Genomic DNA, 14296 nt, shown 5'->3' on the forward strand with positions numbered 1-14296 from the left:
GGCAGAACACGCTGTTAATCCCACGCGCAATGCCATGTCTTAAGCGAGCCCCAATAAAAACGGCCCGTTCCATGGGAAACGGGCCGTTGTCTGTTACCCACTAGGTGGGTCGCAACTCACTGAACTCAGTGGTGCAGTTTGAAGTCATTCTCAGCCGCTTCGAAGCGCTCGACCATCTTCTTGCTTGGGCCTTGGCCCATGGCGCTGACCACCAAAATGGCGATGCTGGCGAAGATGAAGCCCGGGATGATTTCGTACAGCCCCAGCAAACTGAAGTGTTTCCAGACGATCACCGTGATGGCCCCGACCAAAATACCGGACAGCGCGCCATTGCGGGTCATACCTTTCCACAGTACCGAGATCAGCACCACCGGGCCAAACGCAGCACCGAAGCCTGCCCACGCATAGCTCACCAGGCCCAGCACGCGGTTGTCCGGGTTAGACGCCAGCATGATGGCAACCACGGCCACCAGCAGCACCATGGCGCGACCGACCCACACCAACTCGGTCTGGGAGGCATTTTTACGCAGGAAGGATTTGTAGAAGTCTTCTGTCAGGGCGCTGGAGCACACCAGCAACTGGCAGCTCAAGGTACTCATCACCGCCGCCAGGATGGCCGACAGCAAGACACCGGCAATCCACGGGTTGAACAGCAGCTTGGCCAGCTCGATAAACACCCGCTCAGGGTTTTCGTTGACCGGGCCCGCCACTTCCGGGTGCGCCGAGAAGTAAGCAATACCGAAGAAGCCGACGGCAACGGTGCCGACCAGGCACAGGATCATCCAGGTCATGGAGATGCGACGTGCGTTGGCGATCGACTTCACCGAATCGGCGGCCATGAAGCGCGCCAGAATGTGCGGCTGGCCAAAGTAGCCCAGGCCCCAGCCCATCAGCGAGATGATGCCAATAAAGGAAGTGCCTTTGAGCATGTCAAAGTTGGCCGGGTCCTTGGCTTCGATCGCAAGGAACGTGGTATCAACGCCACCGGTTGCCAGCAATACGATGATCGGCGTGAGGATCAGCGCAAAAATCATCAGGGTGGCTTGCACAGTGTCTGTCCAGCTCACCGCCAAAAAGCCGCCGACGAAGGTGTAGGCAATAGTCGCCGCAGCACCGGCCCACAGGGCTGTTTCGTACGACATGCCAAAGGTGCTTTCGAACAGACGTGCACCGGCCACCACGCCCGACGCGCAGTAAATGGTGAAGAACACCAGAATCACCACCGCCGAGATAATCCGCAGCAGCCCGCTTTTGTCTTCGAAACGGCTGGCAAAGTAGTCCGGCAAGGTCAGCGCATCACCGTTGTGCTCGGTCTGCACCCGCAGGCGTCCGGCCACAAACAGCCAGTTCAAATACGCACCGACCACCAGGCCGATGGCAATCCAGCTTTCGGACAGGCCGGACATGTAAATGGCACCCGGCAAGCCCATCAGCAGCCAGCCGCTCATGTCAGAGGCGCCAGCGGACAACGCGGTGACCACGCTGCCCAGGCTGCGACCGCCGAGAATGTAGTCCGACAGGTTATTGGTGGAGCGATAAGCCATAAAGCCAATCAGCACCATTGCCGCGATATAGATCACGAACGTGATCAGGGTTGGGTTACTTACACTCATTGCATTAAGCCCTGGCATTGTTTTTATCGTTGACGGCCGCCTGGCCGCACATTCACAAACGTTTTGTCTGAGACGGTTAACCAGGCTGCGCATTTATGACGGACGCTTCTCCAGGAAAATCGTCAGCCGTAGAACCTTGTGGGTTCAAAGGGTCACACCTAAGTCGCGAATGCTATGCAACAACGCAAATCAGGTGCAACCAATTTCTGTCTTGTCAGTTGCACCTTGTCGCGCCTTTCGCTTCTTTTTCGACGCAAAAGCGCCCCGTATCAATCGAAAACCCCACATTCCCTGTAGGAGCGAGCTTGCCTCGCGATCTTTTAAAACATCACCCAATTGCGAGGCAAGCTCGCCCCGACAGGTGAGGAAAAAAATTCTGATGAAACCGGGTTGCACCTAGTTGCACCCAATTCAGCGCAGCGCTAATCTTGCCGCCAGCTGCTGCCGCGCCCATGTGGCACCCATGAGGATAAAAAAATGGCTACCACCACCCTTGGGGTCAAACTCGATGACCCAACCCGCGAGCGCCTGAAGGCTGCCGCGGCCTCGATTGATCGCACGCCACACTGGCTGATCAAACAGGCAATTTTCAATTACCTGGAAAAACTCGAGGGTGGTGCAACCCTGGCGGAGTTGAACGGTGTGCCAGCTGGCACCAGCGATGACGCTGATGACACCAACACCGATCACACCCACCAATGCTTCCTGGAATTTGCCGAAAGCATCTTGCCGCAATCAGTCCTGCGCGCAGCCATTACCTCGGCTTACCGCCGCCCGGAACCCGAAGTGGTGCCGATGCTGTTGGAGCAGGCACGTCTGTCTGCACCGATGGCCGAAGCCACCCAGACCCTGGCCGCCTCGATTGCCGAAAAACTGCGCAATCAAAAGAGCGCCGGTGGCCGTGCCGGTATCGTGCAAGGCCTGCTGCAAGAGTTCTCGCTGTCGTCCCAGGAAGGCGTGGCCCTGATGTGCCTGGCCGAAGCGCTGCTACGCATCCCGGACAAAGGCACCCGTGACGCCCTGATCCGCGACAAAATCAGCACCGGCAATTGGCACCCGCACTTGGGCAACAGCCCGTCGCTGTTCGTCAACGCCGCCACCTGGGGCCTGTTGCTGACCGGCAAACTGGTGTCGACGCACAACGAAGCAGGCCTGACCTCCTCCCTGAGCCGCATCATCGGCAAGAGCGGCGAGCCGATGATCCGCAAGGGCGTCGACATGGCCATGCGCCTGATGGGCGAGCAGTTTGTGACCGGCGAAACCATCGCCGAAGCACTGGCCAACGCCACGCGCTTTGAAGCCAAGGGCTTCCGTTATTCCTACGACATGCTCGGCGAAGCCGCACTGACCGAACATGACGCGCAGAAGTACCTCGCCTCGTACGAACAAGCCATCCACTCGATCGGCAAAGCCTCCAACGGCCGTGGCATTTATGAAGGCCCGGGCATTTCGATCAAGTTGTCGGCCCTGCACCCGCGTTACAGCCGTGCCCAATACGAGCGCGTGATGGACGAGCTGTACCCGCGCCTGCTGTCGCTGACCCTGCTGGCCAAGAAATATGACATCGGCCTCAACATCGACGCCGAAGAAGCTGACCGCCTGGAACTGTCCCTCGACCTGCTCGAGCGCCTGTGCTTTGAGCCAGAGCTGAGCGGCTGGAACGGCATCGGTTTCGTCATCCAGGCTTACCAGAAGCGCTGCCCGTACGTGATCGACTACGTGATCGATCTGGCCCGCCGCAGCCGTCACCGCCTGATGATCCGCCTGGTGAAAGGCGCCTACTGGGACAGCGAAATCAAGCGCGCCCAAGTCGAAGGCCTGGAAGGTTATCCGGTGTACACCCGCAAGGTGTACACCGACGTGTCCTACGTTGCCTGCGCGAAAAAACTGCTGGCCGTCCCCGAAGCGATCTACCCGCAGTTCGCCACGCACAACGCCCACACTTTGTCGGCCATTTACCACATCGCCGGTCAGAACTACTACCCGGGCCAGTACGAGTTCCAATGCCTGCACGGCATGGGTGAACCGCTGTACGAACAAGTTGTAGGCAAGATTTCCGAAGGCAAGCTGAACCGTCCGTGCCGTGTGTACGCTCCGGTCGGCACCCACGAAACCTTGCTGGCTTACCTGGTGCGTCGCCTGCTGGAAAACGGCGCGAACACCTCGTTTGTTAACCGCATTGCCGACCATTCGATCTCGATTCACCAGTTGGTGGCCGACCCTGTCAGCCAGATCGAGCAAATGGCCACGGCCGAAGGCAGCTTCGGCTTGCCGCACCCGCGCATTCCGTTGCCGCGTGACTTGTATGGCAGCGAACGCGCCAACTCCAGCGGCATCGACATGGCCAACGAACACCGTCTGGCATCGTTGTCCTGCGCCCTGCTGGCCACGGCTCACAACGACTGGAAAGCCGCGCCGATGCTCGGTTGCACCTCCAGCACCCAAGTCCCGGCCGCGGTACTCAACCCGGCCGACCTGCGCGATGTGGTCGGCTATGTGCAAGAAGCCACGGTTGAAGACGCAGACAACGCGATCCAGTGCGCGCTGAACGTCGCGCCGATCTGGCAGGCCACCCCGCCGACCGAGCGTGCCGCCATCCTGGAACGCGCCGCCGACCAGATGGAAGCCGAGATCCAGCCGCTGATGGGCCTGCTGGCCCGCGAAGCTGGCAAGACCTACGCCAACGCCATTGCCGAAGTCCGCGAAGCGGTCGACTTCCTGCGCTACTACGCCGTGCAGGCGCGCAATGACCTGACCAACGACGCCCACCGCCCGCTGGGCCCTGTGGTGTGCATCAGCCCATGGAACTTCCCGCTGGCGATTTTCAGTGGCCAAGTAGCCGCAGCGCTGGCCGCCGGTAACCCGGTACTGGCCAAACCTGCCGAACAAACACCGCTGGTGGCCGCTCAGGCCGTGCGCATCCTGCTGGAAGCGGGTATTCCAGAAGGCGTGCTGCAACTGCTGCCAGGCCGTGGCGAAACCGTGGGCGCACGTCTGGTCGGTGACGATCGGGTCAAAGGTGTAATGTTTACTGGCTCTACCGAAGTCGCTCGCCTGCTGCAACGCAACATCGCCGGCCGTCTGGACGCTCAAGGCCGCCCGATCCCGCTGATCGCTGAAACCGGCGGCCAGAACGCCATGATCGTCGACTCCTCGGCCCTGACCGAACAAGTGGTCATCGACGTGGTGTCCTCGGCATTCGACAGCGCCGGTCAGCGCTGCTCGGCACTGCGCGTGCTGTGCTTGCAGGAAGATTCGGCAGACCGCGTCATCGAAATGCTCAAAGGTGCCATGGCCGAATCGCGCATGGGCAACCCGGAGCGCTTGAGCGTGGACATTGGCCCGGTGATTGATGCCGAAGCCAAGGCCGGGATCGAGAAACACATCCAGGGCATGCGCGACAAAGGCCGCAACGTGTTCCAGATGGCCATTGCCGACATCGAAGAATCTAAGCGCGGCACCTTCGTGATGCCGACCCTGATCGAGCTGGAAAGCTTCGACGAACTGGAACGCGAAATCTTCGGCCCGGTTCTGCACGTGGTGCGCTACAAGCGCAAAGACATCGACCAGTTGATCGCCCAGATCAACGCATCGGGCTACGGCCTGACCCTGGGCGTGCATACCCGCATCGACGAAACCATTGCCAAAGTGGTCAACAACGTCAACGCCGGTAACGTTTACGTCAACCGCAACATCGTCGGTGCCGTGGTCGGCGTACAGCCGTTCGGTGGCGAAGGTTTGTCGGGTACCGGCCCGAAAGCCGGTGGCCCGCTGTACCTGTTCCGCCTGCTGTCGACTCGCCCAAGCGATGCCATCGAGCAATCGTTCGCCAAAGTCGACGCCATCAGCGCGCCAGACACCCAAGCCCGCGAAGCGCTGAGCAAGCCGCTCAACGCCCTGCAAACCTGGGCACAAAGCAATCAACAAACGGCGCTGGCCGAGCTGTGCAGCGAATTCGCCGCCCACTCGCAAAGCGGCATCACCCGCCTGCTCAACGGCCCGACCGGCGAACGCAACAGCTACGCCATCTTGCCGCGCGAACACGTGCTGTGCCTGGCCGACACTGAAAGCGACCTGCTGACCCAACTGGCTGGCGTACTGGCCGTGGGCAGCTCGGCGGTACTGCCGGACAGCGATCTGGGCAAAGCCCTGTTTGCCCGTCTGCCAAAAGAGGTGCAAGCGCGCATCAAGCGCGTAGCGGACTGGACCAAGGACGACGTTGTTTTCGACGCGGTCCTGCACCACGGCGACAGCGATCAACTGCGCGAGGTGTGCCAGCACGTGGCCAAACGTGCAGGCGCCATTGTCGGCGTGCAAGGGTTGTCTCAAGGCGAAACCAACATCGCCCTGGAACGCCTGGTGATCGAACGCGCACTGAGCGTCAACACCGCTGCTGCGGGCGGTAACGCGAGCTTGATGACCATCGGTTAAACGCCGAGCTACAAAAAACCGGGCACCTGTGAGGGTGCCCGGTTTTTTTGTGCCCCAAAAACGCCAACGTCACGTGTTGAAGCTGAACCAAACAGCTACTGCGTATCGCCACTCAACAAATTGATCGCCCGCTGAGCCCCCATAAACAGATAGCCGCTAATGGCAATCAAAACAGCCTCGGCCACATAGACGCACACCATGCCCAACGGCCGATCAGGGAAGGTAAACAGCAGCACCGAGAGCATCACCAGCAGCATGATCAATAACGCCCGGCTTTCGGGGTACCAGCGATGAGGTTGCTGCGCTCTGTCCAGAGCGTTTTGGACTTTGTCGAACAGCTCCAGGACAAAAAAAGGCCAGAGCAGGCCGCGTATCACCGGTGTAATCGCAGCGCCGGAGTGGGCTTTGTAAAAGGCCCAGTTGCGGTAAGACCAATAGAACAAGTAACAACCGCATGTCAGTACATACAGCAGCAGGAAGTGCGGAATTGCCACGGTGTACAACGCACCGGGCCTGTCATCAGTCGCAATTGTGGGCTTCATGACGTGTCCATGGCTAAACAGAGCCGTGAGTAGACACAATTTGCCTAACATTAAAATGCAGGCCGGCTCCATTTCTCTTGTAAGAAAAAGCCATTTCCTCCGTCACTCAACAGAGACAAGGCGGCAATGGACTACAGAACACTTCGCAGCACGTGTTTCATCCACGGCCAAGCAACCCTGAAAAGCTTTTTGACAGCGCGCCAATAACGCAGGTTAGAATCGCTGGCACGTAGCCTGCATGGGTACGCCCTGTCTTTTCTGTTTTTTATGGAGTACTGCCTTTGAATGCGACGACCATCAACAGCCTGTTCTTGATCGGCGCGTTGCTGGTAGGCGCAAGTATTCTGGTCAGTTCTTTGTCTTCACGCCTGGGCATCCCGATTCTGGTGATTATCCTGGCCGTGGGCATGGCCGCCGGTGTCGATGGCGGCGGTATTATTTTTGACAACTACCCTACCGCCTATCTGGTGGGCAACCTCGCCCTGGCGGTGATTTTGCTCGACGGCGGCTTGCGCACGCGGGTCTCCAGTTTCCGCGTGGCGTTATGGCCTGCCCTCTCGCTGGCCACCGTGGGGGTGATGATCACCACCGGGCTGACCGGTCTGGTGGCGGCCTGGCTGTTTAACCTCAATTTGATTCAGGGCCTGTTGATCGGCGCGATTGTCGGCTCCACCGATGCCGCGGCGGTGTTCTCGCTGCTGGGCGGCAAAGGCTTGAACGAGCGGGTCTCGGCCAGCCTTGAGATCGAATCCGGGAGCAACGACCCGATGGCGGTGTTCCTCACCGTCACCTTGATCGACATGCTTGCCAGCGGCGAAACCACGCTGCATGCCAGCCTGCTCCTGGATTTGCTGCGCGAGTTCGGCATCGGCGCCATTGTCGGCCTGGCCGGTGGCTGGTTGATGCTGCAAATGGTTAACCGTATCCACTTGGCCAACGGCCTGTACCCGATTCTGGTGATCGCTGGTGGGCTGGTGGTGTTTGCCTTGACCAACGCCCTGCACGGCAGCGGCTTTTTGGCGGTGTACCTGTGCGGTCTGGTGCTGGGCAACAGCCCGATCCGCAGCCGCCACGGCATTTTGCACATGCTTGACGGCATGGCCTGGCTGGCGCAGATCGGCATGTTCCTGGTGCTGGGCTTGCTGGTGACACCACACGACCTGCTGCCTATCGCGGTACCCGCGCTGCTTCTGGCCCTGTGGATGATTCTGTTCGCCCGCCCGCTGTCGGTATTCGTCGGCCTGCTGCCGTTCAAGGCCTTCCACGGGCGCGAAAAAGCCTTTATTTCGTGGGTCGGCCTGCGCGGCGCGGTGCCGATCATTCTGGCGGTGTTCCCGCTTATGGCAGGATTGCCGAACGCACAGCTGTATTTCAACCTCGCCTTCTTTATCGTGCTGGTGTCCCTTTTGGTACAGGGCACGAGCCTGCCGTGGGTCGCCAAGCTGCTCAAGGTCACCGTACCGCCAGACCTCGCGCCTATCTCTCGCTCGGCCCTGGAAGTACACGTGACCAGCGAGTGGGAGCTGTTCGTTTATCGGCTGGACGCACAAAACTGGTGCATCGGCGCGGCCCTGCGCGAACTGAAAATGCCCGAAGGCACGCGTATCGCCGCCTTGTTCCGCGACCAGACGCTGCTCCACCCGTCGGGTAGCACCACGCTGGAAATCGGCGATTTGCTCTGTGTGATCGGCCATGAACACAACTTGCCCGCCCTGGGCAAACTGTTCAGCCAGCCGCCAACTCGCGGGCTGGACCTGCGTTTTTTCGGCGACTTTGTACTCGAAGGCGATGCCCAACTGGGCGCCGTCTCGGCACTTTACGGCCTGAAGCTCGATGGCATCAGCCCGGACACTCCGCTCAGCAGCTTTATTGCGCAAAAAGTCGGCGGCGCGCCGGTTGTCGGCGACCAGGTCGAGTGGAACAACACCATCTGGACCGTCGCGGTCATGGACGGGAACAAGATAGGCAAAGTGGGCGTCAGATTCCCCGAAGGAAGTGCCCCGGGACCGGGGTTGTTCCTCTAAACTCCAAATTTCCTACGCTTGCTTGACCGGATTCTATGCCAACTCTGCGCACGTTCTTCGCAACAGTCCTGCTCGGCCTGAGCCTTTCCGTTGGCCCGGTTTACGCGGGTGACCCGCCTTCGGCCGAGGCCGTGCAGCTCAGCCTGGACAAAATAGCCGACCGCAAGCTACCCGACGCCGACCAGAAAGCCTTGCAGACGGTGCTCGAGCAGACCTTGAGCTTTCTGGCCAACAAAAGCGACTACGAGCAGCGCCTGATCGAGGTTAAAGACCAGCTCCACAGTGCCCCGCGCCAAACCATCGATAACCAGCGCGAACTGGCGCGCCTCAAGGCCAGCAAAGTGGTGCCCATCGAGCAGCGCTACGCCACGCTGTCGGTGCAGCAACTGGAACAAATGCTCGCCGACCGCACCACCGAGCAAGGTGAGCTGCAAAAAGCCCTGGCCAGCGCCAACACCCAGAGCATCGCCGCCCAGACCCGCCCCGAGCGCGCTCAGGCCGAAATCAGCAACAGCCAGACCCGCATTCAGCAGATCGGCAACATCCTCAAAGTCGGCCGCGACAACGGCAAAGTGCTCACCACCGATCAACGCAACCAGCTCAGTGCCGAATCGGCAGCGCTCACCGCGTTGATCGCGCTGCGCCGTCAGGAGCTGGCCGGCAACAGCCAACTGCAAGACCTGAGCGGCAGCCAGCACGACCTGCTGCTGGAAAAAACCACGCGCCAGGATCAGGAAATCCAGGACCTGCAGACCCTGATCAACAAGAAGCGTCTGGCCCAGTCGCAACAGACCGTGACCGAACAATCGATTGAGGCGCAAAAATCTGGTAGCAGCAGCTTGCTGGCCACCGAAAGCGCGACCAACCTGCGGCTCTCCGATTACCTGTTACGCAGCACCGACCGGCTCAACGTGGTCACCCAGCAGAACCTTGAAACCAAGCAGCAGCTGGACAACGTCACCCAAAGTGACCAAGCGCTGGATGAGCAAATCAACGTTCTGCGGGGCAGCTTGCTGCTGTCCAAAATCCTCTACCAGCAGAAACAAGCGCTGCCGCGCCTGCAAAAGATGGACAAGAACCTGGCCGATGAAATCGCCGATATCCGCTTGTACCAATTTGAGATCAACCAACAGCGCGAGCTGATCAGCAACCCGATTGCCTATGTTGATAACTTGCTGTCGACCCAGCCCGCCGACCAGGTGACGCCGCAACTGCGCAAAACTCTGCTCGAACTGGTCAACACCCGCAGCGACCTGTTGGACCGTTTGAACCGCGAACTCAGCTCGCTGCTCAGCGAGTCGATCAACCTGCAACTGAACCAGAAGCAACTGCTCAGCACCGCGCAGGGCCTGCGGGCGACGCTGGATGAGCAGATGTTCTGGATCCCCAGCAACAAGCCGCTAGATCTGGACTGGCTGGAATCGGCCCCGCGCCACCTCAAGCAACAACTCGTCACCCTGCCGTGGGGTTCCAGCGTCACCGAACTGGCAGAAGGCCTGATTCAGCGGCCGCTGCTGTTTTTGCCGTTTGTGCTGGTGATGATCGCCCTGCTGTGGAAGCGCCGCTACCTGTACAACAAGCTCAACGATATCCATAAGGACATTGGCCACTTCAAGCGCGACAGCCAGTGGCACACGCCGCTGGCGATCCTCATCAACATCTTGCTGGCGATGCCGGTTTCACTGGCCCTGGCCCTGTGCGGGTACGCCTTGCAAACCGATGCCCGCGGCATGAACGCCAACACTGGCGCAGCCTTGATGCAAATGGCCGAAGCCTGGCTGGTGTTCTACACCGCCTACCGGATTCTGGCGCCGGGCGGCGTGGCCGAACTGCATTTTCGCTGGGAGAAACCGCTGGTTGCCTTCCTGCAAAACTGGATCCGCAGGCTCGGCCTGGTGGTGCTGGCACTGGTGGCCGTGGTCGCCTTTGCCGAACAGCAACCGGCGGCGCTGGCAGACGACGTGCTGGGCATCCTCGTGGTGTTGACGTGCTACGCCACCATGGCGTGGCTGCTGTGCCGCCTGATTCTCAACGACCAGACCGAGAAAAAAGCCTACCGCGTGCGCAAGCTGCTCGGTTTCGCGTTCGCCCTGCTGCCCCTCGCACTGTTTGTGGCAGTGTGTTTTGGCTACTACTACACCGCGCTCAAACTCAGCGACCGACTTATTAACACCCTGTACCTGCTGATGCTCTGGCTGGTGGTTGAAGCCACCTTTGTGCGCGGCCTCTCGGTCGCGGCACGGCGGCTGGCCTACCAGCGGGCTTTGGCCAAGCGCCAGGCGGCCAAAGAAGCCGGGGAAGGCAACGACGCCATCGTTGAAGAGCCGACACTGGACATCGAACAGGTCAACCAGCAATCGCTGCGCCTGATTCGTCTGGCCTTGCTCGCGGCCTTTATCGGGGTGCTGTATTGGGTCTGGGCCGACTTGATTTCGGTCTTTTCCTACCTCGACAACATCACGCTGTACGAATACACCAGCGGTACCGGCGCCAACATGAGCATGGTGCCCATCAGCATTGGTGACGTGTTGGGCGCGCTGATCATCGTCGGCATCAGCATTGCCCTCGCGCGCAACTTGCCCGGCTTGCTGGAAGTGCTGGTGCTGTCACGGCTAGACCTGGCGCAAGGCAGCGCCTACGCCACCACCACGCTGCTGACCTACGTGATCATCGGCGTCGGCTTTGTCGCCACGCTCTCAACCCTGGGCGTGAGCTGGGACAAGCTGCAATGGCTGGTGGCGGCACTCTCGGTGGGCCTGGGCTTCGGGATGCAGGAGATCTTCGCCAACTTTATCTCCGGCATCATGATCCTCTTCGAGCGCCCGGTGCGCATTGGCGACACCATCACCATCGGCAACCTGTCGGGTACCGTGAGCAAGATCCGCATCCGCGCGACCACCATCACCGACTTCGACCGCAAAGACATCATTGTCCCGAACAAAACCTTTATCACCGGGCAATTGATCAACTGGTCGCTGACCGACACCATCACCCGCGTGACCCTCAAGCTGGGCGTTGATTACGGCTCTGACCTGGACCTGGTCAAGAGCCTGCTGCTCAAGGCCGCGCAAGAAAACCCCCGCGTGCTCAAAGAGCCCGAGCCGCATGTGTATTTCTTGAGCTTCGGGCAAAGCACGCTGGACCACGAACTGCGCATGCACGTGCGTGACCTGGGCGACCGCAACCCGGTGATCGACGAAGTGAACCGCTTTATCAACCGCGAGTTCAAGGCACACAACATCAACATCTCGTTCCAGCAGATGGAGGTGTACCTCAAGAACACCAGCAACCAGGAATACAAACTGGTGCCCATGGACCTGCCAACGCCGGAACAAAAGCCCCTGCCGGGTAAGCCCGACTAACAGGACGCCTAAACGTCTGTAGGAGTGAGCTCGCCTCGCGATCTTTTGATATTTAAAAGATCGCGAGGCAAGCTCGCTCCTACACAGGGTGTTTACCCTCACATTTTGCTGGAGACGGCCATTGAAAGCCCTCGACGAACTGACCTTTGACAACCGTTTCGCCCGCCTGGGTGACGCGTTTTCAACCCACGTGCTGCCCGACCCGCTCGACGCACCACGGCTGGTGGTCGCCAGCGATGCGGCAATGGCCTTGCTCGACCTGGACCCGGCCGTGGCCCACGACCCGGTGTTTGCCCAACTGTTTGGCGGGCATACCTTATGGGCCGATGCCGAGCCACGGGCGATGATCTATTCCGGCCACCAGTTCGGCTCGTACAACCCGCAACTGGGCGATGGCCGCGGGCTGTTGCTGGGCGAAGTCTACAACCAGGCGGGCGAGCATTGGGACCTGCACCTCAAAGGCGCCGGCATGACGCCCTACTCGCGCATGGGCGATGGCCGTGCGGTGCTGCGCTCATCGATCCGCGAGTTTCTCGCCAGCGAAGCCCTGCACGCGCTGGGTATTCCCACCAGTCGCGCCCTTTGCGTGATCGGCTCCGACACCCCGGTGTGGCGTGAAAAACAAGAACGCGGCGCCATGGTGCTGCGCCTGGCGCACAGCCATATCCGCTTCGGGCACTTTGAATACTTTTACTACACCAAACGCCCGGAACAGCTAAAGCAACTGGCCGACCACGTGCTGGCCCTGCACTACCCTGAATGCCTGGAGCAGCCGGAGCCCCATCTGGCGATGTTCCGCGAAATCGTCGAGCGCAACGCTGAACTGATCGCCAAATGGCAGGCCTACGGGTTTTGTCACGGCGTGATGAACACCGACAACATGTCGATCCTGGGCATTACCTTCGACTTCGGCCCGTTCGCCTTCCTCGACGACTTCGACGCGCAGTTCATCTGCAACCATTCCGACCACCAGGGGCGCTACTCCTTCAGCAACCAGGTGCCCATTGGCCAGTGGAACCTCAGCGCCCTGGCCCAGGCACTGACACCGTTTATCAGCGTTGACGCCCTGCGTGAAACATTGGGCTTGTTCTTGCCGCTGTACCAGGCGCACTACCTCGACCTGATGCGCCGCCGCCTGGGCCTGACCACCGCCGAAGACGGTGATCAAAAACTGATCGAAGACCTGTTGCAACGCATGCAAGGCAGCGCCATCGACTACACCCTGTTCTTCCGTCGCCTGGGCGACGAACCGGCAGAACACGCGGTTGCCCGCCTGCGCGACGACTTTATCGACCTCAAGGGCTTTGACGAATGGGCCGCGCAATACCTCGCCCGCGTGGCCCGCGACGGCGAGCCAGACCAACAGCAGCGCCGTGAACGCATGCACGCGGTCAACCCGCTGTACATCCTGCGCAACTACCTGGCACAAAAAGCCATCGACGCTGCCGAGGCCGGTGATTACAGCGAAGTACGGCGCTTGCACAGCGTCCTGACCCAACCGTTCACCGAACAACCGGGCATGCAACCCTACGCCGAACGCCCACCCGAGTGGGGCAAGCACCTAGAGATCAGCTGCTCCTCTTAAAACGCCCACAACCGTGTAGGAGCGAGCTTGTCTCGCGATCTTTTGATCTTAAAAAAGTCGCGAGACATGCACGATTTGATCGAATAACCCTGCACAAGGGCAGAATCAATCCCCAGCAGCGAGTTCCAAATTAAAAAACGCAGGCCCGTCCTTACAAAAGTTAATACCAGCAGCAATAACAATACCGGCAAGTGACATCAAACCGGCCTCTTGCGAACCATAAATAATTAACACAAGAAGGTTATTAGCAAACCATAACAAACAGAACACCAGCATACTCTTGCCGTAATTTGCCTGCCTATCCATGTACTTAGTCATATACGTTTGATCACCCACGCTCGCCTCAAGCCGCACATCACAAGCGGCACAATTAACGCACTGACCTTTCGCCAGATCATAAACACGCTGATGATTAAATTTCTGCTCAGCCGCACACCCAACACACTTAAACGTGAACTCCGCACACTCCTGTAACAGCGGGTCACTTCCTCCTTCGACAGCGGCCATTATTTGCCAACCTTTTATTAGTTATTTATGTTAAAAACGCCACAACCTGCGATAGCGACGTTTCATTTCATGCCGACTAAGCTTTTTTAGTGACACATACACTTAATATTTATTTCTCTCATGTACTTTTGTAGAAATAAATATCAGACATCCGTATTACGCAGGCAAGAAAACTGACCCCATTGGTTCACGCAAAGCCCACAACCAAAAAATGAGGATGGGGAGGAAATGC

At 59.4% G+C, this 14296-nt stretch carries 7 protein-coding genes; 4 read left to right on the plus strand and 3 right to left on the minus strand.

The annotated features are described in order from the left end of the window. Positions 1-125: 125 nt before the first annotated feature. Positions 126-1613 carry a sodium/proline symporter PutP gene (gene putP, locus TU84_RS01140; RefSeq protein ID WP_048366662.1) on the minus strand — a complete coding sequence of 496 codons (1488 nt, stop codon included), beginning with the start codon at positions 1611-1613 and terminating at the stop codon, positions 126-128. Positions 1614-2090: 477 nt separating this feature from the next. Between putP and putA the strand changes: the two genes are divergently transcribed. Then, complete coding sequence (putA, locus tag TU84_RS01145; protein ID WP_048366663.1) at positions 2091-6044, plus strand: trifunctional transcriptional regulator/proline dehydrogenase/L-glutamate gamma-semialdehyde dehydrogenase; 3954 nt, start codon at positions 2091-2093, stop codon at positions 6042-6044. Positions 6045-6139: 95 nt separating this feature from the next. Here putA and TU84_RS01150 read toward each other — a convergent pair whose 3' ends face one another. Further along, positions 6140-6586, minus strand: a complete 447-nt coding sequence (locus TU84_RS01150) for a hypothetical protein (RefSeq protein WP_048366957.1) — start codon at positions 6584-6586, stop codon at positions 6140-6142. Between the two features lie 281 nt (positions 6587-6867). Here TU84_RS01150 and TU84_RS01155 point away from each other — a divergent pair, with 281 nt between their 5' ends. The 3 genes from TU84_RS01155 (at position 6868) to selO (ending at position 13557) form a co-directional block, all read left to right on the plus strand. Continuing rightward, on the plus strand, positions 6868-8610 hold the full coding sequence (locus TU84_RS01155) for a potassium/proton antiporter (RefSeq protein WP_048366664.1): 1743 nt from the start codon (positions 6868-6870) through the stop codon (positions 8608-8610). 35 nt (positions 8611-8645) lie between these two features. Further along, positions 8646-11972, plus strand: coding sequence for a mechanosensitive channel MscK (gene mscK, locus TU84_RS01160; protein WP_048366665.1), 3327 nt, complete (start codon positions 8646-8648; stop codon positions 11970-11972). A 121-nt stretch (positions 11973-12093) separates the two neighbouring features. Beyond that, on the plus strand, positions 12094-13557 hold the full coding sequence (selO, locus tag TU84_RS01165; RefSeq protein WP_048366666.1) for a protein adenylyltransferase SelO: 1464 nt from the start codon (positions 12094-12096) through the stop codon (positions 13555-13557). A 105-nt stretch (positions 13558-13662) separates the two neighbouring features. Here the strand turns inward: selO and TU84_RS01170 are convergent, their stop codons facing one another. Continuing rightward, entirely contained in the window at positions 13663-14064 is a 402-nt protein-coding gene (locus tag TU84_RS01170) for a hypothetical protein (protein ID WP_048366667.1), read from the minus strand. Positions 14065-14296: the final 232 nt, after the last annotated feature.

Origin of the sequence: Pseudomonas helleri, assembly GCF_001043025.1 — a bacterium.
In the GTDB taxonomy this organism is placed as follows: domain Bacteria; phylum Pseudomonadota; class Gammaproteobacteria; order Pseudomonadales; family Pseudomonadaceae; genus Aquipseudomonas; species Aquipseudomonas helleri.